This window comes from Acidovorax sp. GW823-FHT01C06, assembly GCF_058798375.1.
This window is the reverse complement of the sequence record NZ_JBXAKN010000003.1, coordinates 305,750-326,426: the sequence shown is the minus strand read 5'-3', so window position 1 is coordinate 326,426 and position 20,677 is coordinate 305,750. Positions and strand designations below refer to the sequence as shown.

At 70.7% G+C, this 20,677-nt stretch carries 20 protein-coding genes; 9 read left to right on the top strand and 11 right to left on the bottom strand.

What is annotated here, in order from left to right:
* Positions 1-4 precede the first annotated feature (4 nt).
* The gene (locus AC1RCS_RS09650; protein WP_492244892.1) at positions 5-1,174 is read left to right on the top strand and encodes a c-type cytochrome; all 1,170 of its coding nucleotides are present in this window, start codon (positions 5-7) and stop codon (positions 1,172-1,174) included.
* 122 nt (positions 1,175-1,296) lie between these two features.
* Here the strand turns inward: AC1RCS_RS09650 and AC1RCS_RS09645 are convergent, their stop codons facing one another.
* The 8 genes from AC1RCS_RS09645 to AC1RCS_RS09610 all read right to left on the bottom strand — a co-directional run bounded on the left by AC1RCS_RS09645 (position 1,297) and on the right by AC1RCS_RS09610 (position 8,747).
* Positions 1,297-1,686, bottom strand: a complete 390-nt coding sequence (locus AC1RCS_RS09645; RefSeq protein WP_218294644.1) for a VOC family protein — start codon at positions 1,684-1,686, stop codon at positions 1,297-1,299.
* Positions 1,687-1,871: 185 nt separating this feature from the next.
* Complete coding sequence (locus AC1RCS_RS09640) at positions 1,872-2,240, bottom strand: hypothetical protein (protein WP_218294645.1); 369 nt, start codon at positions 2,238-2,240, stop codon at positions 1,872-1,874.
* 308 nt (positions 2,241-2,548) lie between these two features.
* Positions 2,549-3,541, bottom strand: a complete 993-nt coding sequence (locus AC1RCS_RS09635; RefSeq protein WP_218341029.1) for a Bug family tripartite tricarboxylate transporter substrate binding protein — start codon at positions 3,539-3,541, stop codon at positions 2,549-2,551.
* 129 nt (positions 3,542-3,670) lie between these two features.
* Positions 3,671-4,888, bottom strand: coding sequence for an acyl-CoA dehydrogenase family protein (locus AC1RCS_RS09630; protein ID WP_492244891.1), 1,218 nt, complete (start codon positions 4,886-4,888; stop codon positions 3,671-3,673).
* A 132-nt stretch (positions 4,889-5,020) separates the two neighbouring features.
* The gene (locus tag AC1RCS_RS09625) at positions 5,021-6,637 is read right to left on the bottom strand and encodes an AMP-binding protein (RefSeq protein ID WP_492244890.1); all 1,617 of its coding nucleotides are present in this window, start codon (positions 6,635-6,637) and stop codon (positions 5,021-5,023) included.
* A 128-nt stretch (positions 6,638-6,765) separates the two neighbouring features.
* Entirely contained in the window at positions 6,766-7,194 is a 429-nt protein-coding gene (locus AC1RCS_RS09620; protein WP_492244889.1) for a DUF1801 domain-containing protein, read from the bottom strand.
* Positions 7,195-7,233: 39 nt separating this feature from the next.
* The gene (locus tag AC1RCS_RS09615; protein ID WP_492244888.1) at positions 7,234-7,731 is read right to left on the bottom strand and encodes a GrpB family protein; all 498 of its coding nucleotides are present in this window, start codon (positions 7,729-7,731) and stop codon (positions 7,234-7,236) included.
* Between the two features lie 11 nt (positions 7,732-7,742).
* Positions 7,743-8,747 carry a LysR family transcriptional regulator gene (locus AC1RCS_RS09610; protein WP_492244887.1) on the bottom strand — a complete coding sequence of 335 codons (1,005 nt, stop codon included), beginning with the start codon at positions 8,745-8,747 and terminating at the stop codon, positions 7,743-7,745.
* 201 nt (positions 8,748-8,948) lie between these two features.
* On the opposite strand from AC1RCS_RS09610, the gene AC1RCS_RS09605 reads away from it, so the two are divergent.
* The 3 genes from AC1RCS_RS09605 to AC1RCS_RS09595 all read left to right on the top strand — a co-directional run bounded on the left by AC1RCS_RS09605 (position 8,949) and on the right by AC1RCS_RS09595 (position 11,973).
* The gene (locus tag AC1RCS_RS09605) at positions 8,949-10,055 is read left to right on the top strand and encodes an LLM class flavin-dependent oxidoreductase (RefSeq protein ID WP_218294651.1); all 1,107 of its coding nucleotides are present in this window, start codon (positions 8,949-8,951) and stop codon (positions 10,053-10,055) included.
* On the top strand, positions 10,055-11,122 hold the full coding sequence (locus tag AC1RCS_RS09600; protein WP_492244886.1) for an ABC transporter substrate-binding protein: 1,068 nt from the start codon (positions 10,055-10,057) through the stop codon (positions 11,120-11,122). The genes AC1RCS_RS09605 and AC1RCS_RS09600 overlap by 1 nt, the downstream gene beginning before the upstream one ends.
* Before the next feature lie 293 nt (positions 11,123-11,415).
* On the top strand, positions 11,416-11,973 hold the full coding sequence (locus tag AC1RCS_RS09595; protein ID WP_218294653.1) for a dihydrofolate reductase family protein: 558 nt from the start codon (positions 11,416-11,418) through the stop codon (positions 11,971-11,973).
* Positions 11,974-12,120: 147 nt separating this feature from the next.
* Here the strand turns inward: AC1RCS_RS09595 and AC1RCS_RS09590 are convergent, their stop codons facing one another.
* Positions 12,121-13,059 carry a LysR family transcriptional regulator gene (locus AC1RCS_RS09590; protein ID WP_492244885.1) on the bottom strand — a complete coding sequence of 313 codons (939 nt, stop codon included), beginning with the start codon at positions 13,057-13,059 and terminating at the stop codon, positions 12,121-12,123.
* A gap of 97 nt (positions 13,060-13,156) precedes the next feature.
* On the opposite strand from AC1RCS_RS09590, the gene AC1RCS_RS09585 reads away from it, so the two are divergent.
* Positions 13,157-14,395 (top strand): MFS transporter, encoded by a 1,239-nt coding sequence (locus AC1RCS_RS09585; RefSeq protein WP_492244884.1) that lies wholly within the window; start codon positions 13,157-13,159, stop codon positions 14,393-14,395.
* Positions 14,396-14,513: 118 nt separating this feature from the next.
* Here AC1RCS_RS09585 and AC1RCS_RS09580 read toward each other — a convergent pair whose 3' ends face one another.
* Positions 14,514-15,113 carry a putative pterin-binding protein gene (locus AC1RCS_RS09580; protein ID WP_492244883.1) on the bottom strand — a complete coding sequence of 200 codons (600 nt, stop codon included), beginning with the start codon at positions 15,111-15,113 and terminating at the stop codon, positions 14,514-14,516.
* A gap of 104 nt (positions 15,114-15,217) precedes the next feature.
* Complete coding sequence (locus AC1RCS_RS09575; protein WP_492244882.1) at positions 15,218-16,249, bottom strand: ABC transporter substrate-binding protein; 1,032 nt, start codon at positions 16,247-16,249, stop codon at positions 15,218-15,220.
* A gap of 253 nt (positions 16,250-16,502) precedes the next feature.
* Between AC1RCS_RS09575 and AC1RCS_RS09570 the strand changes: the two genes are divergently transcribed.
* The 4 genes from AC1RCS_RS09570 to AC1RCS_RS09555 all read left to right on the top strand — a co-directional run bounded on the left by AC1RCS_RS09570 (position 16,503) and on the right by AC1RCS_RS09555 (position 20,665).
* The gene (locus tag AC1RCS_RS09570) at positions 16,503-17,321 is read left to right on the top strand and encodes a class II aldolase/adducin family protein (protein ID WP_492244881.1); all 819 of its coding nucleotides are present in this window, start codon (positions 16,503-16,505) and stop codon (positions 17,319-17,321) included.
* Positions 17,318-18,472, top strand: coding sequence for an acyl-CoA dehydrogenase family protein (locus tag AC1RCS_RS09565; protein WP_492244880.1), 1,155 nt, complete (start codon positions 17,318-17,320; stop codon positions 18,470-18,472). Before AC1RCS_RS09570 ends, AC1RCS_RS09565 begins: the two co-directional genes overlap by 4 nt.
* Positions 18,469-19,521 (top strand): NAD(P)-dependent oxidoreductase, encoded by a 1,053-nt coding sequence (locus tag AC1RCS_RS09560; RefSeq protein ID WP_492244879.1) that lies wholly within the window; start codon positions 18,469-18,471, stop codon positions 19,519-19,521. The genes AC1RCS_RS09565 and AC1RCS_RS09560 overlap by 4 nt, the downstream gene beginning before the upstream one ends.
* A 190-nt stretch (positions 19,522-19,711) precedes the next feature.
* A complete protein-coding gene (locus AC1RCS_RS09555; protein WP_218294671.1) occupies positions 19,712-20,665 on the top strand; it encodes an ABC transporter substrate-binding protein in 954 nt (317 codons plus the stop codon).
* Positions 20,666-20,677 lie beyond the last annotated feature (12 nt).

The following is a 20,677-nucleotide window of genomic DNA, read 5'->3' as shown; positions in this document are numbered from 1 at the left end:
CGGGTTGTCGCCGGATCTGCTGAACGGCCTGCTCGAAGGCCTGCTCGCCGCGCAGCAGGGCCTGCGCGCGGTGCTGCATGCGCTGGGCCTGGCGCCGGAAGTCCATGGCCAGCCCGCATGGCCGTGGGGGCACCGCATTGCGGCCGAGATGCTGGCGGTGGACGCGGGCCACGCGCGGCAGGTGCTGCTGTCCCTGCTGTGCGCGGGGGCCGCGCTGCTGGCCCTGGCGGTGTCGCTGCCCTTCCAGCGCGCGCGCCCGTGGCTGATCGCCTTGGCGGCCGCATTGCTGGTGTTTGCCCCCTGGCCCCAGGCGCACCTGCTGCTCGCGCCCGCCGTGCCCACCAGCCTGCACCAGTCGCCCACCGGTTTCGCTGCCGGGGGCATCGTGCGCGGCCAGGCTGTCTACCAGCAGCACTGCGTGCGCTGCCACGGCGCCGATGGCCGGGGCGAAGGCTCCGATGCCCCGCAGCTGGCCCAGTGGCCGCCCAACCTGAACGGCGCGCTGCTGTGGAAGCGGCTCGACGGCGAGCTGTTCTGGCGTGTGCGCGAGGGCATGCACAACCGCGCCGGCGTGCAGACCATGCCGGGCGTGGGCAGCGCGCTGCGCGACGAAGAAATCTGGGACGTGCTGGACTACCTGCAGGCCCGTGCCGCAGGGCAGATGCTGCGCGAGGCCGGCACCTGGGACCGGCCCGTGCGCCTGCCCGGCATGGCCGTGGAGTGCCGCCATGGCCGGGCCCGCCAGAGCCGGGACCTGGTGGGCCAGCGCGTGCGTGTGGCCGTGGCGGGCCCGGGCGTGCCGCTGGTGGCCGATGACCCGCGCCTGGTCACCCTGGTGGCGGGCGCCTTGCCGGCGGGCGCCGATGCCGAGTGCCAGCCGCAGGGCGATCCGCAGCACAAAAGCGCCGTGGAGCAGGCGCTGGCCCTGGTGCTGGGCGTGTCTGCCGCCGAACTGCCGGGCTACCAGCTGATCGTGGACCGCGCGGGCTGGCTGCGTGCGCGGGGCCAGCCCGGCAAGGCCGCGTGGTCCGAGGACGACCTGGTCTGCCGGGCCACCGCCGCGCCCGCGCCGCCGGTCGGGGCCGCCACGGCGCCGGTGGATGGCCTGCAGGCGCTCATACGCCGCATGGACGCCGAGCCGGTGCGCCTTGTGCGAGGAGGCTTTCCCCACTGAGCACCGGGCCTTGGGCCGCCGTGGGGCCAGGGCCCGGAAAATGAATGAAAACGGCTTACAGCGCCGTTGGACAAGCGCTGATAGCTATCAATGAGATAGCATTTCGCCCCGGCCTCGGTGGCTCACGCTCCCGGCTGGACCAGGTTGATGAGATTGCCGCACGTGTCCTCGAACAGCACCGCCTTGATGGGCCCCATGGCCAGGGGCGTGCCACGGAACGCCACGCCCCGCTCCGAAAGCCTGCGGAACTCCGCATCGATGTCATGGGTCATGAACGCGGTGGCCGGAATGCCCGCCTCGAACAAGGCCTTCTGGTAAACCCGCGCGGGCGCGAAGGCCATGGGCTCCAGCACCAGCTCGACGCCCGTGGCGCCTTCCGGCGATGTCACGGTGAGCCAGCGGAAGGTGCCCATGGGAATGTCATGCTTCTTCTCGAAGCCAAGGACCGTGGTGTAGAAGTGCAGGGCGTGGTCCTGGTCTTCGACGAACAGGCTGGAGAGCGTGATTTGCATGGGTTCTTCCTCGCGGTTTTCGTGGGGGGAGGGGCTGCCGGGCCGGAACCTCCCTGGATTCCGGCGGCCTGTGGGCCGGATTCTCCACGGTACGGCTTCGCGCCGCCACCGCGCCACCCCGAAGCACAAAAGCCCGCGAATGCGGGCTTTGTACAGGGAATGGCGGGCCACGGGCGGCGAGAAAGCTAGGGCTTCTCTATGTATCCCGGCTCGGCGGCTTCGTCCGCGGGCTCCTTGGGCGCTTCGGGTTCGACCACCTGGCCCACGGCCGCGCCGCCGAGGGCGCCGGCAATGGCGCCTGCCGTGCCGCCCACGAACACGCCCACGGGCCCGGCCACCGCCACGCCCACGGCCGCGCCGGCGGCGGCTCCGGCCATCATGCCGCCCCCCATCAGGGCGGATTTGGACTCGCGCTCGGATTCACTCGGGCTCAGGGTATGTTGCGCGGCGGGGTCGGGGTCCTGCGAGGGGACGCCGTGGCCGGGCACGGCCTGTGCGGCCAGGTCGGGGTCGATGGGTTTTTCCTCGGCCACGGGATTCGAGAGGGTGTTCATGGGGCTCTCCTTGTCGTGTTGCGGGCAGGCGAGCAATGTCACTCGCTGCATTCATTCTTGGACGGGGCGGGCGCGCTGCCCGCCATCCAAGGAATCGGCCGCCTGTCGGACAAATGCCCGTGGCGCGGGCCTGCTTGACGGTGGTCAAGGAGCGGGCGGCCCCGGGGCCGGCCCGTGGCGCAAGGGTGCGAACGCACGGCGGCCGCGCCGCAGCCAGGGTTTGGGTATGAAAAGTGCCGCTGCCGACCATCCATCCAGCGGTAGTTGCTATAAAAGGAGAAGCGTTGGCGAGAAACGGCCGGCCGCCGCTACATCGGCTCCAGCCGCGCCCTCTTCATCATGGTTTCCGTGAATGCGATTTCCTTGCCGAAAGCGCGTGTGAAGGCCTCGCTGTCCTGCACGAAGACCTGGCCGCCCTGTTCTTCCAGCGCGCTCACGACGGCGGGCTGCCTGAGCGCGGCATCGAGGGCGGCGCGCACGCGCGCGACGATGGCGTCGGGCGTGCCGGTGGGCACCGAGACACCGCCCCACGACGTCAGCTCCACGCCGGGCACCTGCAGCTCCGCCAGCGTGGGCACGCCCGGCAGCTTGGGGTTGCGCCGGGGGCCGGTCACGGCCAGGGCCCGCAATTTGCCAGCCTGGATGTTGGCGTACGCCACCGAGGTGATGGGGGCGCCGAAAGTCACCTGCTGGCCCATCACGGCATTCACGATCTCCGAGGCGCCCTTGTAGGGCACGTGGGTGGCTTCGGCCTGGGCCACGCTCAGCAGCATCTCCACCCCCAGATGCGACGGGGTGCCGATGCCGCCCGACGCGTAGTCGATCTTGCCCGGCTGAGCGCGCATGCGGGTGAGCAGTTGCTCCAGCGTGCGGATGTCGGAGCTCGCGTGCACGATCACCGTGGTGTCGGAACTGGTGAGCCCGATCACGTGGCGGAAGTCCTTGAGCACGTCATACCCGGGCGCCTTGTACATGCGCATGCTGGCCGCCATGGGTGAGCCCGAGTAGATCCAGGTGTAGCCGTCCGGCGCGGCCTTGGCCACCTGCCGCGCGCCCAGGTTGCCGCCCACGCCGCCACGGTTCTCGATGACCACGGGCTGGCCCAGTTCCTTGGACACGGCCTCGGCCACGATGCGGGCCGTGGTGTCGGGCCCCGTGCCGGCCAGATAGGGCACCACCCACTTGATGGCGCGGCGGGGCCAGGGGTCGGAGGCCAGGGCGGGCGTGCCCGCCAGCAGCGGCAGCAGGCTGGCGGCCAGCAGGGCGCGGCGGCGCGGGGAGGATGGGGAATGGGTTGTCATGTCTTGTCTCCTTGTGATTGTCGGGTGGGTGCGCTCGCGCACTGGGGCACCGTTGTGGCGGTATGGCGGACCGGAGCAACTGGCCTGGCCCGGGCCGGGGCCTGCGCGCCGCAGCGGCGGCGCAGCCGCTCAGGGGGCTGCCAGCAATTCCTTGGCGATGGTGTTGCGCTGGATCTCGCTCGTGCCCGTGAGCACCCGGTACATGCGCAGCATGCGGAACAGGAATTCCACGCGCCGGCCCTGCACGATGCCTTCGCCGCCGTGGATCTGCACCGCGCGGTCGGCAATGCGGAACGCCGCTTCCGAGCAGAACAGCTTGGCCATCGCTGCCTGCGCGCGCGGATCGCCGCCCGCGTCGATCTGCCGGGCGGTGGCCAGCATCAGCCCGCGCGCGGCGGCCCAGTCGGTCGCCATGTCGGCCAGCATGTGCTGAATGGCCTGGAACTGCCCGATGGCGCGGCCGAACTGCTGGCGCTGCTGCGCGTAGTCGCGCGCATCGCGCAGCGCCACCTGGGCCAGGCCCAGCATGGCGGGGCAGTGCAGTAGCCGGTTCACGGTGATGCGGCCCAGCGCCAGCGCCAGGCCCCGGCCCGGCTCGCCGATGAGGTGGGTGGCCGGCACGCGCGCGCCGTCCAGGGCGATGTTGCCCGTGCTCGTCTGGCCCGCCATGGTCTTGTAGCCCGCCTGCACGCGCACGCCGGGCGCATGCAGGTCCACGAAGAACGCGGACACCTCGCGCTGCGCCGGATCGGTGGCGGTGGAGGCCATCAGCACCGCATAGTCGGCAAAGGGCGAGCCCGAGATGAAGCGCTTCTCGCCGGTGAGCACGTAGTGGTCGCCATCCTTCACGGCGCGGGTCTGCACGTTGCCCGCATCCGAGCCCGCCTCGGCCTCGGTCAGCGCAAAGCAGATCGCCATGTCGGCCTGCGCCACGGGCAGGATGAAGTTCTGCAGCTGGAACGGCGTGGCGACGCGCGCCAGCGCGCCCACGCGCGGCGGGCCGCTCAGCTCGCCGAACACATGCGGCGCGAAGGGCGAGCCGCTGGCATAGATCGCTTCCTTCACGAGCACATGGTCCAGCACCGACAGGCCCAGGCCGCCCATCTGCGGAGGCAGCGTCATGCCGTAGAAGCCCAGCGCGTGCGAACGTTTCCACACCTGGCGCAGCAGCGCCTTGCCGGGGCTGTTCTCGTGGTCGATGCCATGCTCGCGCGCCAGCGCGGCCAGCTCGCCGTGCAGGTACTCGTTGACGCGGGTGATCAGCTCGGCCGCCTGCGGCGAGCCTTCGAACGGCACGCCCGGAAACAGTGGCGCGGGGATGGGGGAGGTGATGTCGTGGTTGTTCATGTCGAGATTCCTTGTCGGTTGTGGTGCCGACTGGATGTGGAAACTGGCGCGGCCCGGTGCCGCGGACGCGGGGCGAGGGCCGCCTCTGGCGGACGCGCCAGGGCGCGCGGCGCCTCGGGGGGATGCCGCTCTCTAGTTCACCATGCGGCCCCGGCCTTCCCAGTAGGGGGCCTGCACCGCGCGGCGCATGACCTTGCCGTTGGGGTTCTTGGGCAGCGTGGGCACGAACTCGATGCGCCGGGGCCGCTTGAAGCCGCCCAGGTGCTGGGCGCAGAAGGCGTCGATGGCGGCGCTGACCTCGTCGCCCGCCGTGTGGCCGGGCTTGAGCACCACGTGCGCGGCCACGGCCTCGCCCCACTTGTCGTCGGGCACGGCGAACACGCAGGCGTCGGCGATCGCGTCATGCTGGTACAGCACCGCTTCCACCTCCGACGGGTACACGTTGAAGCCGCCGCTGATCACCATGTCCTTCTTGCGGTCCACGATGTAGACAAAGCCTTCGTCGTCCATGCGGGCCAGGTCGCCCGTGTGGTACGCACCGTCCTTGAGCACCTCGGCCGTGAGCTCCGGCGCGCGCCAGTAGCCCGCGAAGACGTCGTCGCCGCGCACCACGATCTCGCCGATCTCGCCCGTGGCCACGCTCTGGCCGTCGTCGCCCAGGATCTGCACATCACATTCGAGGAACGGCCGCCCGCACGATGCCAGGCGCTCGGGCCGCGCGGCGCGGGCAAACAGATGGTCTTCCACCGACAGGCCACAGACACCCGAGGTCGTCTCGCCCGCGCCATAGCCTTGCTGCAGGATGGGGCCGAACACGTCCATGGCCTTCAGGATGCGCGCGGGCGCCATGGGGGCGGCGCCATAGCCCAGGCGCAGCAGGTCCGGCAGGGGGCGGTACTGGCCCTCCAGCTCGGCCAGCAGCATGTTGATCATGGTGGGCACCATGAAGGTGTGCGTCACGCGGTCGGCGCGCATGTCGGCGATGAAGCGCGCGGGCTCGAAGCCGTTGAACAGGCGGATGGTCACGCCCTGGCACAGCGCGGGCACGATCTGCATGCCCGATGCGTGCGTGATCGGCCCCACCAGCCCCAGGATGTGCCCGGGCTGCTGTCCGTCCGAGCGCGTGAGGAACTTGCGCAGCTGCGCCAGCCGGTTGCCAAAGGTCTGCATGGCCGCCTTGAGCACGCCCGACGAGCCCGAGGTGTAGTGCAGCACGGCCACCTCGTGCTCGTGCACCTGCACGGGACTGAAGGCATCGCTGGCCTGCGCCAGTGCGGCCTCGTAGCTTGCGGCACCTGCGCCATCGAGCAGCAGCAGGCGCGGCATGCCGCCCTGCAGTGCCTGCTCCACGTGCGGGCGGATGGCCTCGGCCCGCTCGGCCGTGGTGACGATGAGGGCGGCATCGCTGTTGGCCGCCACGGCGCCCACTTCGGCGGGCGACAGCCGTGCGTTGAAGGGTGCCTTGACGAGCCCGGCCTTGTAGCAGGCGATCTCGATCTCGACGATTTCCACGCAGTTGGGCAGGTAGATGCCCACGCGGTCGCCGCGCGCCAAGCCCAGGCCGAGCAGGGCGTTGGCCAGGCGGTTGGAGCGCTGCTCCAGCTCGGCATAGGTGACGCTGCGCGCGGGGCTCTTCACGGCCACGCGCCGGGCGTGCGTCCGGGCGCTCCTGGCGACAAGCGCGCCCACGTTGGCGACCGCGCGGGGAGGGAGGGGGGAGGGGGTGGTAATGGCTGTCTCCTGAAACACCGGCCCCGTCGAGCGCGGGGCATGGGGCCACTGTTCCAGAAGACGGGGGTATCAGGGAAATACCGATTGCTGATGGGGAGGTATCAGATGGATTGATGGCCTTGCTGCCAGCCACCACCCCGGGAACACTATTTCGCCTTGGCGCGGGCGGAGGGCTTTCTGCCGGCGGGCCTGGCGGCATTGAGCTCCACCGCAGCGCGGATGAGCGCCTTGAAGGCATCGGCATCCACCTCATCGCCTTCATGGATGTCGATGGCCCGCCGCGCGTTGCCGTCCAGGCTGGCGTTGAAGAGCCGGGCCGGGTCGGGCAGCGAGGCCCCCTTGAGGAAGGTGAGCTTCACCGCCGCCTTGTAGCTCTCGCCGGTGCACAGGATGCCGCCCAGCGACCACACGGGCGTGCCCATCCACTTCCATTCCTCCACCACGCCGGGCGCGGCCTCGTGGATGAGCTGGCGCATGCGGGCCAGCGCGCGGCCGCGCCAGTCGGCGAGGTCGGCGATGCGCTGGTCGATGAGGGTGGAGGCGGGCTGGTTGTTTGTGGTGCTGGTGGATGGCATGCGTGTCTCCTGCGGCTGGTTTTTCGGGAAGGCGTGCGATCAATCTGCAGCGCAGGATGTTCCTGCGGCCTGCAGCACCGCCTTGATGAACCGCGCTTTCTCGTCGCGGTATCGGTCCATCCCATCGGATGCGAACCGCTGTTTGAGCTGGTTGTACTGGGTTACCAGCGCAGGGTCGGCGCGCAAGGCATCGCGAAAGTGCAGAAAGAACTCGAACTCCGAGCCACGCGCTACCACCTGCAGTGCAACGTCCATGGTGGTGTCGGCTGACAAAAGCATGCACAGCGCGGGCGTGCGCAGCGTGCCGGCCTTGGCCACGTAGCCCGCAGCTTCCAGGGCTTCGACACTGCGTGCGTGGTCCTGCGCCGGTACCAGCAAGCAGATGTCCAGGTCGCCCTTGGAGATGGCGTCTGGGATGGACGAGGCACCGATGTGTTCGATGATGGCGTGGGGCACAAGCCTGGCGACTTCAGCGGCCACCGCCGCGAAGGTGGCTGCTGCCTGGTCCTGGTACTGCGCGGATTCGAGCAATGTCACCCTGGGCATCCTCACACCACCGCCTCCCACTTCCCCGACACCACCAGTTCCAGCACCACCGCGATCAGCGCCTCCATCACCACCTGCATCACGCCGTCCACCTCGCGGTCGGCGGTGGTGGCCAGGGTATAGCTGCGCGCCAGCTCGGGGTTGACCACGCGGGCCACCATCCAGTCGGGCCCGGCGGCAGGCGCGTCGCCCAGCGCGCAGGCGGGCGTGAAGGTGAAGCCGCCCCCGCACGCGTACAGCGACCGGATCACGCGGGCGGAGTCGTGTTCGTGGGCGATGTTCAGGGCCACGCCGCGCGCGGCGGCGGCTTCTTCCACCCGCTGGCGGATGGAGTAGCGGCGCGACTGCAGCACCAGGGGCTGCGCGGCGGCGTCGGCGAAGTCGATGGTGGGGCGCGCGGTGGCGGCCGCCGCGCCTGCAACGGTGCCGGTAGTGGCGGCGATGGCGTCGGCACCCGGTGGCTTGCGCAGCAGCGCCCGCACGGCGCCGCCGGGGTCGTGCCCGCAAAAATACATGGCCTCACGCACCAGCGGGCGGCAGTGCAGGCCCTCCACCTGCGCCGCGTCCACCAGGATGCCGATGTCCGCGCGGCGGTCGAGCATCGCCTTTTTCACCATCAGGCTCAGGTCGTCCAGGACAAAGACGCGGATGCGCGGGTGCGACTCCTTCAGGTGCGCCAGCAGCGGGCCCATGATCAGCGACGAGAGCAGGAACGGCACCGCGATCGTCACCGAGCCCTCGGGCCCCTGCGGCAGGCGCTGGATGCGCTCGCGCATCGCGGCGGCGTCGCTCAGCAGGCGGCGGGCGTCTTCGTACAGCTGCTGCCCGGCGGGCGTGGGCGTGACGCCGGCGTGCGAGCGCTCGAACAGCCGCGCGCCCAGCTCGCCCTCGAGCTTCTTGATCTGCGCGGTGAGCGCGGGCTGGGCGATGTACAGCGTGCCCGCCGCGCGCGAGAGGCTGCCGGCTTCCAGCACGGCGATGAAGTAGCGGAGCGCGCGCAGGTCCATGGGGCAGGGCGGAATCTGGGGGAGGAAGGAGGGTGGTCGGCGGATGAATCGCACGCAACTCTAACCTGCCCGCCACCCCGGGCCGGGGGTATGCGGAGGGCGAGTTTGCAAACGCGTTTTTCTTCGTTGGGGCGCGGGCTCCGCGCGCGGATCATGCCCTTCAACCCCATCCCCCAACCGCTTATCCCGCAGGAGCCCGCTATGCCCGTCCAGTTCATCGGCATGATCCAGCCGAACGAAGTGTCAGAAACCATTCCCCGCCGTGGCCCGGCGGTGGACCCCGCCTATGTGCGCGTGTTCGCCCAGGCGCACGAGCACGCGGGATTCGACCGCATCCTGGTGCCCGCCAGCTCATCGAGCCCCGACACGCTGCTCACCGCCACCTACGCGGCCTCCGTCACGCAGAAGATCGGCCTGCTGCTGGCCCACCGCCCCGGTTTCGTGGCGCCCACGCTGGCCGCGCGCCAGCTGGCCACGCTGGACCACTACACCGGCGGCCGCCTGGCGGTGCACTACATCAGCGGCGGCTCGGACGAAGACCAGCAGCGCGACGGCGACTTCCTCGGTCACGACGAGCGCTATGCGCGCACCGACGAATACCTCGGCATCCTGCGCCGCGTGTGGGCCGAGGACAAGCCCTTCGACCACGAAGGCACCTACTACCGCGCCAAGGGTGCCGTGTCCGAGGTAAAGCCGCTGCAGGGCCAGCGCGTGCCCATCTACTTTGGCGGCGCATCGGCCCCCGCCTTGCAGGTGGCCGGCAAGCATGCCGACGTGTACGCGCTGTGGGGCGAATCGCTGGCCCAGGCCGGCGACCTGGTGCGCCGCGTGCGCGCCGAGGCCACCTTGCACGGCCGCCATGTGGATTTCAGCATCTCGTTCCGTCCCATCCTGGGCAAGACCGAGGACGAGGCCTGGGCCAAGGCCGAGCGCATCCTGGACGACACCCGCCGCCTGCGCGTGCAGCAGGGCTATGCACGCGGCGTGGGGCCGCAGCAAAGCGAAGGCGCGCAGCGCCTGCTGGCCGATGCGGCCAAGGGCGACCGCGTGGACGAACGCCTGTGGACGGCCATCGCGCGCGAGATCGGCGGGCGGTCCAACTCGACCTCCCTGGTCGGCACGCCCGAGCAGGTGGCCGACGCGCTGCTCAAGTACTACGACCTGGGCATCACCACCTTCCTCATCCGGGGCTTCGACCCGCTGGTGGATGCCATCGACTACGGCCGCGAGCTGCTGCCCCTGGTGCGCGCCAAAGTGGCTGAACGCGACGGCGAGCATGCCGCGCAAACCCTGCGCAAGGCAGCCTGATGAGCGGCCGCATCGACCACGCCGAGGGCAACCGCCCCGGCATCGGCAGCGACGACAGGGGCAGCGCCGGCCACCGCAGCCGCCCCGGCGCATCGCGCCGCCAGTGGCTGCAGCAGGCGGCGGCCCTGTCGGTGGGCGCCACCGGCATCCTGGGCCCGGGCTCCTCCGCCCACGCACAGGCGCAGGCACCTGCGGCATCGCTGGTGCTGGGCGACCAGGCCGGTGGATTGCGTGCCCTGTTCGAAGCCGCCCGCACGCTGGAGGGCGCACCGTTTGCCTGGCGCTGGGCCAACTTCCAGGGCGCGGCGCCGCTGTTTGAAGCGCACCGCAGCGGCGCGGTGGACACCGCCATGGCCGGCGACCTGCCCGTGCTGGCGGCCGCGGTGGGCAAGACGCCGCTCAAGATCGTGGCCACCCGCGTCGGCCAGCCCGACTCGCTGGGCATCGTGGTGCAGGGCGACTCGCCGCTGGGCAAGGTGGCCGACCTGCGGGGCAGAACCGTCATCGTCTCGTCCGCGCGCGGCAGCATCTCGCAATACCAGCTGTACGGCGCGCTGGAAGAGGCGGGCGTCAAGCGCGAGGAGGTCACGGTCAAGTTCGTGCTGCCCACCGACGCAGCCGCCGCCTTCGCCTCCCGGCAGATCGACGCATGGGCGATCTTCGACCCCTACTACACCATCGCCCTGCAGCAGGGCGGCCGCATCCTGCGCGACGGGCGCGGCATCAACACCGCCCTGGGCTTCATCACCGCCACCGAGGCGGCCCTCGCCGACCCAGCCAAGCGCGCCGCCATCGTGCAGTACCTGGACCGCCTGGCCCGCGCCGGCGACTGGGCCCTGGCCCACCGCGAGGCGTATGCGCAGGTCTACACCCAGCTCACGCGCCTGCCCATCGACGCCTCGCGCATCATCACCGGGCGCGCGGCCATCGCGGCCCGGCCCGTGACGCAGGCGGATGTCACGGCGCTGCAGACGGTGGCGGACCGTTCCGCGCGGGATGGGATCCTGCCGGTGCGGGTGGATGTGGCGGCGATCACGGATATGCAGGTTTGGCGAGGGGCCGTGTGAGCAGTGGATTCTCTGTTTTGAATGAAAAATGGCCCTGGCGCTTTCTGGTCAAGCGCTGGGTGCTATTGAAACGAGAGCGGACGATGTGCCGCTCTTTTTCTTTCGGCCGTGAGGAGATCCGGGCCGAACTAGCGCACGAGGCCTGACAATTCATTCCAGCCAACGCCGCTTCGTGGCGCGGCTTCACGGCCAGCCGCCAGCCGGCAGTCGGCACGGGGGGCGCCTCGCGAAGGGGCTCGTGCACGGGAGCCAGGCGGCGAGCGGCTCGTTGCGTATCTCGCACGGAGGACACCATGGGACTCTTGACCTTCAGCATCAACGTCACCCTGGACGGCTGCGTCGACCACCAGGAAGGAATCGCCGACGAGGAGACACACGCCTTCTTCACCCGCCTCATGGACGAGAACGGGGCGATGCTGTGGGGCCGCGTGACCTACGAGATGATGGAGAGCTACTGGCCAGCGGTGGCGCGTGGCGACGCGGAGGCGCCGGCGGCGGTGCGCGAGTGGGCGGTCAAGCTGGAGGCCAAGCCGAAGTACGTGGTGTCCTCGACGCGAAAGGACTTCCCGTGGACCCGCAGCCACCACATCGCCGGCGACCTGCGCACGGGCGTGCAGCAGCTCAAGGACGCGACCCCAGACGGCGTACTTCTCGGTAGCGGCAAGCTCGCGACCGAGCTGGACCGGCTGGATCTGATCGACGAGTACCAATTGCTCGTCCATCCCAGGATCTCCGGCCACGGCCCAACCCTGTACGAGAGCGGGCTGCCCGGTACGCGGCGGCTCGCGTTGATCTCGGCGAGGCCGCTGCGCTGCGGCGCGGTCGCCATGCACTACCGGCGCGCGCGCTGAGGCAGGGAGGGGCCCTGCCGCCTCACGGCGTGCAGCCCTTGGACGGGTCCGCGCTGCGCGGCCCGCCGGTGAGGGCGGGCGTTGCGGCGGCGCCGCCAAAAAAAGCCACCGGCAGCCCCTGGCCGGGACGCGTCTTGCATCTGGCGCTCAGCCCGCCACCGCCCGCATTCCCACCAGCCCGGGCATCGCGCCCCGCATCGCCTCCAGGAACAACCGCAACCGCGCCGGATAGAACCGCGCGTAGGGGTACACCAGGTACACCGGCAGCGGCGCGGCGTGCCATGTGGGCACCAGGTGCAGCAAATGCCCCTGCCGCACATCGTTGTCCACGATCCACGCCGATGAAATGCATGCCCCCAGTCCAGCCAGTGCGGCGCTGCGCAGGGCATACAGGCTGTCGGTGGCCAGGCGCGGTGTGATGCCGAAGGTGTGGGCCTCCCCGCTGGGCTCGTGCACCAGCGTCACGTCGCGCCGGTAGAAGGTGCTCAGCGCCAGCCAGGGCAGCCGCTGCAGGTCCTGCGCGTGTTCGGGCGTGGGGCGCCCGGCCATGAGGGCCGGGGAGGCGAGCACGATGCGGGGCACTTCGGCCAGGCGCACGGCGACCACGCTGGGGTCGTCCACCGCGCCGACCTGGATGGCGCAGTCGATGCCTTCGGCGATGAAGTTGGGGCGCCGGTCGTGCAGCATCCATTCCACGTCCACCTCGGGGTAGCGGCGCAGGTAGGCCATCAGCGGGGCGATGAACTGGTCTTGCCCGAAGGCGTGCGGCGCCAGCACGCGCAGGGTGCCGCGCGGGGTGTCGGCCGTGCCGCGCAGGTCGTCTTCCATGGCGCGCCAGTCTTCCAGCAGGGCCTTGGCGTGGGCAAAGCAGCGTTCGCCGTCTTCCGTCAACTTCATCACGTGCGTGGAGCGCTGCAGCAGCTTGATGCCCAGGCTGCGCTCCAGCGCCTGCAGGCGGCGGCTCACGGTAGGCTGGCTGGTGCCCAGCTGCTGGGCGGCGGCAGACAGGCTGCCGGTCTCCACGATGCGGATGAAGGTCTGCATCAGCTCGATGCGGTCGGCGCCGGGCGGCAGGGTGACGGTCATGCGCCAAGCGTATAACAAATCTGCAGCTTGGCCCACTACCCAAGGGGAGGGTGCGCTAGAACAATCGCACCATTCCTTTTGTTGAGCGGGTATTGAGATGTCTTCCATTCAAAATGTGCATGCAACAAGCCCTGCCGCCGGCACGGCCCCGGCGCGGCCGCCTGCCGAGGGCGCGGTGAGCGCGCCGCTCTTGCTGCTGCTGGCCACCACGGCGGGGCTGAGCGTGGCGTCGCTGTACTACAGCCAGCCCATGCTGGGCGTGCTGGGGCCCGACATGCAGGCCGACAGCCGCGTGGTGGGCCTGGTGCCCACGCTCACCCAGCTGGGGTATGCGCTGGGCATTCTGCTGCTGGCCCCGCTGGGCGACCGGTATGACCGGCGCCGCATCATCGTCATCAAGTCCATCGCGCTGATGCTGGCCCTGCTGCTCAGCGGCCTGGCGCCCGGCATGGGCGCGCTGCTGGCGGCCAGTCTGGCCGTGGGCCTGGCGGCCACGGTGGCGCAGGACGTGGTGCCCGCCGCCGCCACGCTGGCCCCGGCCGCGCAGCGCGGGCGCATGGTGGGCATCGTGATGACCGGGCTGCTGCTGGGCATCTTGCTGTCGCGCGTGGTCAGCGGCTTCGTGGCGCAGCAGTGGGGCTGGCGCACGGTGTATGTGGCGGCGGCGGTGGCCATTGCGCTGCTGACGGTGGCCGTGTGGCGCGGGCTGCCGCGTTTCGCGCCCACCACGCAGCTGGGCTATGGGGCGTTGATCGGCTCGATGGTGGCACTGTGGCGCCAGCACGGTGCACTGCGCCGCGCGGCGTGGGCGCAGGGCCTGCTGGCCGTGGGCTTCAGCGCCTTCTGGTCCACGCTGGCGGTGATGCTGCACAGCCAGTTCCACCTGGGCACGGCGGCGGCGGGTGCGTTTGGCCTGGCCGGGGCGGCGGGCGCACTGGCCGCGCCCCTGGCGGGGCGCCTGGCCGACAAGCGCGGGCCCGAGGTGGTGACCCGCTATGGCGCCGGGCTGGCGGCCGCATCGTTTGCCGTGATGGCGCTGGCGCCGCTGCTACCGGCACAGGCGCAGCTCGCGTTGATCGTCGCCAGTGCCATCGGTTTTGACTTTGGCGTGCAGGCCACGCTGGTGGCGCACCAGACCATCGTGTACGGCATCGACCCCGCCGCGCGCAGCCGGCTCAATGCGCTGCTGTTCACGGGCATGTTCATCGGCATGTCGGCCGGCGCGGCGCTGGGCAGCCTGGTGCTGGCGCAGTGGGGCTGGCTGGGGGTGGTGGCGCTGGCCACCGCGGGGTCGCTGGCGGCCCTGGGGGCGCGGATGGTGGGGAGGGCACCCTGATTTGAGTGAAAATGGCCCCTTGCGCTTGTTGGACAAGCGCTGGCAGCTATGAAAAAAAGAGCGGCCATCGGGCCGCTCTTTTTCTTTTTCTTGGGGCTGCGTCATCCTGGCAGGCTACTCAGGCCTTTTTCACCTCGATGTGGTAGAGCCCCCAGGGGCACAGGCCAAAGCGCTCTTTCACCGGCTTGTCCTTGAACGCGGGCAGCACATCGGCGTCGTACACGGCCCACTGGGGGCCCAGGCCGCCCAGGGCCATGGGCTGGCCGTCGATGTGGGTGGCGACGATCATGCGGTAGGACTGCGCGTCGGCCATGCTGATGGTGACGTTGTAGCCGTCCACCGCGCGCAGCACCAGCTGCACCGGGCTGCCCGCCGCCACGCCCGCTGCCGCGAGCACGGTGGTGAGCAGGGGGCCTTTGAGTGTGTGGGGCTTGGCGTCGTACTCCAGCGTGGGTTTGATGGTGACGGCCGCCATGCGCTGCAGGGCGGCGGCGTCGAACGCGTGCGCCTGGGTGAACTGGATGCCATGCTTGCCCATCATCTGGTCGATGGTGGGGTCCAGCGCGCCACGGTTGGGCTTGGTGATGGCGCCGCTGATGGTCAGCAGCGCGGGGTTGCCGGAGGCGGCGGGCGGGGCCGCGTGGCTGCTGCCGGTGGTGGTCCACAGCCCTGCCAGTCCCATGCTGGCCGCGACGAAATGGCGCTTTTGCTTGTTCATCATGCTCCTCGTTGTGGTTGAGGGGCGCATGGTAAGCGCAAGGCGGGCTGGTGCCACGCAAAAAATGGCCGGCCGGCCGGCCGGATGCCGGCCGGTGCATTGCCTCAGCCCGCCGTGGCCAACCCGGGCGGCTGCAGCACGCTCTTGAAGCTGCGGTCCCACAGCGGCGCGACCTGCGCGGGGTCGTCCAGCACGCCCAGCTGCAGGAAGGCATCGGCCACGGCCTGGTGGCCCTTGACCACGCCGTCGTCCACGGGGCGCAGGTCGTAGTCGGTGCTGCGGTTGTTCCACAGCTCGATCAGGTCGCCCACGGGCACGCGGGTTTCGGCGGACTGGGCCCGGGCGTACTCAAGGTAGTTGCCGTTGGCCCACAGGTAGGCGCGGCGCAGGCGCTGCAGGTAGTCGCTGATGGCGGCGTGCCGGGCCGGGTCTTCCACCGCGCGCGGGTTGGCGTAGATGGGGAAGTTGCCAGACAGGTAGCCTTGGCCGGTCTTGAGCACGCGCGCGCCGTAGCGCAGCCGCGCCAGCTGGCCGTTGTAGCCATAGATGGCCCAGGCATCCAGGTCGCCCCGGTCGAAGGCCGAGAGCCCATCGGCCGGCGTGAGGTTGATGGCGCTGATGTCGGCGAACGACAGGCCCGCCTCGGCGAGCTGCCGGCTCAGGTAGTAGTGCGAGGTGGTTGCGCGCACGTAACCCACGCGCTTGCCCTTGAGGTCCGCGATGCGCTGGATGGGCGCGTCCTTGCGGGCCAGCGTGACCTGGTTGTTGAGGTCTTCGCGCACCACCGCGATGAAGCGCACCTGTGCCTTCTGGCGCGCGGCGAACAGGGCCGGGATCTCGCTGCCCGAGCCCAGGTCCAGCGCGTCGCCGTTCAGGGCCTCGATGTGCAGCACGCCGTTGTTCAGCTCGCGCCATTCGATGCGGTAGGGCGTGCGGCCCTGGCCGGACGCGGCGATGAGGGCACGCCACAGGCCCTTGTAGGTGCCGATGCGCAGTGTCACCTTGGAGAGGTCGGGTGCGGGTGGCGTGGGTGGCGCGGCCAGCGCGGGCACGCCCGTCGTGGCGGCCCAGGCGGCGGCGCCCAGGCCGGCCTGGATGAGGTGGCGGCGGTTCAGGGGTTGGGGTGTGTGGGGCATGGCGGGCAGGTTCGTGGAGCAATGGGACAGGCCGCGAGGTTCCGACAAGCGCCACGGCTGCGCAAAGACCATTGCGTAGCATCGATATGCGCTAAATGCGGCACCCACGTTGGTGCAGGCCAAGGCGACGCGCATGTCATGCCAAAACCGCATTTGGTCACGCGGATTTCTTCGTTGGCGCACGGGCGCGGCGGTTCTAAGGTGGGCGGGTCCTTGTATTCCAACCTCGACCCATACCCCGAAAGCATCGCCCATGTCCGCCGTCCTCCAGCCCCTGCCCACCGCCCAGCTCGCCCTCAACCCCGCGCCCCGGCGCAAGGACTGGTTCGACGCCCCGGCGGCCCGCCCCACGGTCGAGGCCGAGCGCCGCCACCGGCAGGAGACGCTGGCCGTGGCCTTCCGGCTGTTTGCGCAGCAGGGCTTCAACTACGGGCTGGCCGGCCATATCACCGCGCGCGACCCGGAGTGGACGGACCACTTCTGGGTGAACCCGCTCGGCGTGCATTTCTCGCAGATCAAGGTGTCCGACCTGCTGCTCGTGAACGCTGCCGGCGAGATCGTGGTGGGCCAGGGCCCGCTGAACCGCGCGGCATTCGCCATCCACGCCGCGCTGCACGAGACGCGGCCCGACATCGTGGCCGCAGCGCACACGCATTCGACCTACGGCAAGGCCTGGTCGTCGCTGGGCCGCAAGCTCGATGCGCTCACGCAGGACTCGTGCATCTTCTATGAAGACCACGCGCTGTTCGACGACTTCACCGGCGTGGTGCTGGAGACCGATGAGGGTTTTCGCATCGGCGAAGCCCTGGGCGCGCAAAAGGCCGTGATCCTGCAGAACCACGGCATCCTGACGGCGGGCCCGTCGGTGGAGGCTGCCGCGTGGTGGTACATCGCCCTGGAGAACGCCTGCCAGGCCCAGCTGCTGGCCGAAGCCGCCGGCACCCCCAAGCCCATCCCGCACGAGATCGCGCAGCGCACGCATTCGCAGATCGGCGGGCCGGGTGGTGCGCAGTTTGCGTTCAAGAGCCTGTTCGACATCATCGTGCGCGACCAGCCCGAGGTGCTGCAGTGAATGCGCCACTGACCTGGGGGCAGGCCGCACGCGCGCTGGCGGTGGAGTTCGGTGCGCGGGCGGCGGTGCACGACCGGGACGCGAGCTTTCCGCACGCCAACTTTGCCGAGCTGCAGCAGGCCGGCCTGCTGGCCCTGGCCGCGCCGCGGTCGCTGGGCGGGCAGGGCGCGTCGGCCGCGCAGCTGGCCGAGGTGGTCGGCGCCATCGGCCAGGGCTGCCCGGCCACGGCGCTGGTGCTGACCATGCAGTACATCCAGCAGCGCGGCATGGGCCGCCCCGGCTCGCCCTGGCCGCCGGCGCTGGCGCAGCAACTGGTGAATGAGTCGGTGCATGAGGTGTCGCTGATCAACGCACTGCGCGTGGAGCCCGAGCTGGGATCGCCCGCGCGCGGCGGCCTGCCGGCCACGGTGGCGCGGCACACGGCCGAGGGCTGGCGCATCAGCGGGCACAAGGTGTATTCCACCGGCGCGCCCATCCTGCGCTGGTATGTGGTGTGGGCCCGCACGGACGAGGCCACGCCGCGCACCGGCGCCTTCCTGGTGCGAGCGGGCCTGCCCGGCATCCGCATCGAGGAGACCTGGGACCACCTGGGCCTGCGCGCCAGCGGCAGCCACGATGTGCACCTGCACGATGTGCTGATACCCCACGCGCACGCGCTGGACCTGCGCCTGCCGCAGGACTGGGCGCGCGGCGAACCCGCGATGCAGGCCGAGATGACGGTGATGCTGGCCGCGCTGTACACCGGCGTGGCACGCGCCGCGCGCGACTGGCTGGTGCAGTTCCTGCGCGAGCGCGTGCCCGCCAGCCTGGGCGCGCCGCTGGCGACCTTGCCCCGCGCGCAAGAGGCCGTGGGCCGCATCGAAGGCCTGCTGCTCACCAACGACCGCCTGATCGTCAGCCTGGCCCACGACCTCGATGCCGGTACGCTGGTGCCCACCGTGGACAGCGGCCTGGTGAAGACCCTGGCCACGCGCAACGCCATCGAGGCCGTGCAGGCCGCGCTGGAGCTGACCAGCAACCACGGCCTGGCGCGCAAGAACCCGCTGGAGCGCCACCTGCGCGACGTGCTGTGCGGCCGCGTGCACACGCCGCAGGACGACAGCGCCTATGTTGCCGCGGGCCGCAGGGCGCTGGCCGTGGGGGCCGCATGAGCGCGGTGCTGGCTGCGCACGATCCTGGCAGCGGCACGGTCGATGCACGTGACGACGATGATGCCAACGCAGGTGCCGACCGCTGGGTCGTTCTGAACCAGGCAGGCCCGGAGGCCGATGCGCTGCTGGAGGTCGCGGGCCTGCCCGTGGTGCTGGCGGCCGACGATGCCGATGTGCCCGCCTGGGATCGCGCGGCCGATGTGGACATCCTCTTCACCGGCCCGCGCAACGGCTGGCGCCATGCGCCGGCCACCGCCCCCGCAGGCTGGCCCGGGCGGTTGAAATGGGTGCAGGTGGCGTCGGCCGGCATCGACTTCTTTCCGCCCTGGCTGCTGCAGGTGCCGCAGGTCACCTGCTCGCGCGGCGTGGCGGCCGTGCCCATTGCCGAATATGTGCTGACCGCGTTGCTGACGCACCAGCGCGCATGGGACACGCTGCAGGTATCTGGCGCCGGGCCGTGGCGCGAGACGTTTGCGCGGGTGGACCAGCACCTGCCCGGCACGCTGCAGGCGCGCGCGCTGGGCATCGCGGGCTACGGCGCCATCGGGCGCGAGGTGGCGCGGCTGGCGCGGGCATTCGGAATGCAGGTGACGGTGCTGCGACGCGGCGGAGCGCAGGTGCAGGGCGATGATGGCGTGCGCACGGTCGGCTCCATCGAGCAGCTGCTCGCGGCCTCGGACCACCTGGTGCTGGCCCTGCCGATCACCGCGCAGACCTACCATCTCATCAACGCCGCCACGCTGGCGCACGCCAGGCCCGGGCAGCACCTGGTGAACATTGCACGCGGTGCGCTGGTGGACCCGCAGGCGCTGCTGCAGGCGCTGGACAGCGGGCGCCTGTCCGGCGCCACGCTGGACGTGACCGATCCCGAGCCCCTGCCCGACGGCCACCCGCTGTACAGCCACCCGCGCGTGCGGATCACGCCCCATGTGTCATGGGCGGCGCAGGGCGCAGCGCAGCTGACGGCCCACAAGTTCGTGGCCAATCTGGCGCGCCATGTGGCGGGGGAGCCGCTGGAAGACGTGGTGGACGGGGCGCGGGGCTACTGACCCCAGGGGTGCGCCGGGTCGTTGCAGCGGCAGCAAGGGCGGGGCAGGGTGCCTGCAAGCGGCCCGTGCCCGGCATGCGAAAACCGCATATGGATGGTCGCAAGGCTTCGTTGGTGGAGCGCGGGCCGGGTGATGCAATGGAAGCCAGAGTCCCTTCGACAGTGCCAACCCCCTTTCACACCCGACCACCATGCTGCGCCGCCAATTCCACCATCTGCTGACCGCTTCCGTTGCCGCCAGTTCGTTCCTCTCGCCCGTGCTCACCCATGCCCAGCAGCGCGTGTTGCTGCGTGCGGGCGACCAGAAGGGCGGGCTGCAGGCCCTGCTCGACGCTGCGGGCGAACTGAAGAACCTTCCCTACGACATCAAGTGGAGCGAGTTCCCGGCCGCAGCGCCACTGGCCGAGGCGCTCAACGCCAACGCCGTGGATTTCGGGCCCATCGGCGATGCGCCGCTGCTGTTCACCCTGGCGGCGGGCAGCCGGGTCAAGGCCTTTGCGGCCAGCCGGTCGGACGCGTACGGCACCGCCGTGCTGGTGGCGCCCCACTCGCCGCTCAAGACGGCGGCAGACCTCAAGGGCAAGAGCATCGCCACCAACCGCGGCTCCATCGGCCACTTCGTCACGCTCAAGGTGCTCGAATCCGCCGGGCTCAAGGCCGACGACGTGCAGTTGCGCTTCATCCCGCCGCCCGACGCCAAGCTCGCGCTCACGCAGGGTTCGGTGGACGCCTGGGCCACGTGGGAGCCCTACACCGCGCTGGCCGAGACCAGCGGCCATGCGCGCGTGCTGGTCAGCGGCCGGGGGTTGTGGACGGGCCTGTCCTTCCTGGCCGCCACCGACGCGGCGCTGGCCGAAAAGCGCGCGGTGCTGCAGGACTTCAAGGAGCGCGTGGCGCGCGCCCAGGTGTGGTCCTACCAGAACGCCAAGCCGTTCGGCCAGTCGCTCGCCCGCATCATCGGCATCCCGGCCGACGCCGCGCAACTGCAGTTCGAGCGCCGCGCCACGCGCTGGCAGGACATCGACGCCCAGGTGCTGGCGGACCAGCAGAAGACGGCCGACTTCTACCTGGCGGCCGGGCTCATCAAGCAGCGGCTGGATGTGCGGGGCACCTTCGACACCAGCTTCAACCTGGCCAAGGGCTGAGGCCCGCGCAGG

Bases quoted from the DNA above. Each gene is read 5' to 3' on its own strand.
- AC1RCS_RS09645 (WP_218294644.1), bottom strand. From the start codon at position 1,686: ATGCAAATCACGCTCTCCAGCCTGTTCGTCGAAGACCAGGACCACGCC.
- AC1RCS_RS09640 (WP_218294645.1), bottom strand. From the start codon at position 2,240: ATGAACACCCTCTCGAATCCCGTGGCCGAGGAAAAACCCATCGACCCC.
- AC1RCS_RS09635 (WP_218341029.1), bottom strand. From the start codon at position 3,541: ATGACAACCCATTCCCCATCCTCCCCGCGCCGCCGCGCCCTGCTGGCC.
- AC1RCS_RS09630 (WP_492244891.1), bottom strand. From the start codon at position 4,888: ATGAACAACCACGACATCACCTCCCCCATCCCCGCGCCACTGTTTCCG.
- AC1RCS_RS09620 (WP_492244889.1), bottom strand. From the start codon at position 7,194: ATGCCATCCACCAGCACCACAAACAACCAGCCCGCCTCCACCCTCATC.
- AC1RCS_RS09610 (WP_492244887.1), bottom strand. From the start codon at position 8,747: ATGGACCTGCGCGCGCTCCGCTACTTCATCGCCGTGCTGGAAGCCGGC.
- AC1RCS_RS09605 (WP_218294651.1), top strand. From the start codon at position 8,949: ATGCCCGTCCAGTTCATCGGCATGATCCAGCCGAACGAAGTGTCAGAA.
- AC1RCS_RS09600 (WP_492244886.1), top strand. From the start codon at position 10,055: ATGAGCGGCCGCATCGACCACGCCGAGGGCAACCGCCCCGGCATCGGC.
- AC1RCS_RS09595 (WP_218294653.1), top strand. From the start codon at position 11,416: ATGGGACTCTTGACCTTCAGCATCAACGTCACCCTGGACGGCTGCGTC.
- AC1RCS_RS09590 (WP_492244885.1), bottom strand. From the start codon at position 13,059: ATGACCGTCACCCTGCCGCCCGGCGCCGACCGCATCGAGCTGATGCAG.
- AC1RCS_RS09585 (WP_492244884.1), top strand. From the start codon at position 13,157: ATGTCTTCCATTCAAAATGTGCATGCAACAAGCCCTGCCGCCGGCACG.
- AC1RCS_RS09580 (WP_492244883.1), bottom strand. From the start codon at position 15,113: ATGAACAAGCAAAAGCGCCATTTCGTCGCGGCCAGCATGGGACTGGCA.
- AC1RCS_RS09575 (WP_492244882.1), bottom strand. From the start codon at position 16,249: ATGCCCCACACACCCCAACCCCTGAACCGCCGCCACCTCATCCAGGCC.
- AC1RCS_RS09570 (WP_492244881.1), top strand. From the start codon at position 16,503: ATGTCCGCCGTCCTCCAGCCCCTGCCCACCGCCCAGCTCGCCCTCAAC.
- AC1RCS_RS09560 (WP_492244879.1), top strand. From the start codon at position 18,469: ATGAGCGCGGTGCTGGCTGCGCACGATCCTGGCAGCGGCACGGTCGAT.
- AC1RCS_RS09555 (WP_218294671.1), top strand. From the start codon at position 19,712: ATGCTGCGCCGCCAATTCCACCATCTGCTGACCGCTTCCGTTGCCGCC.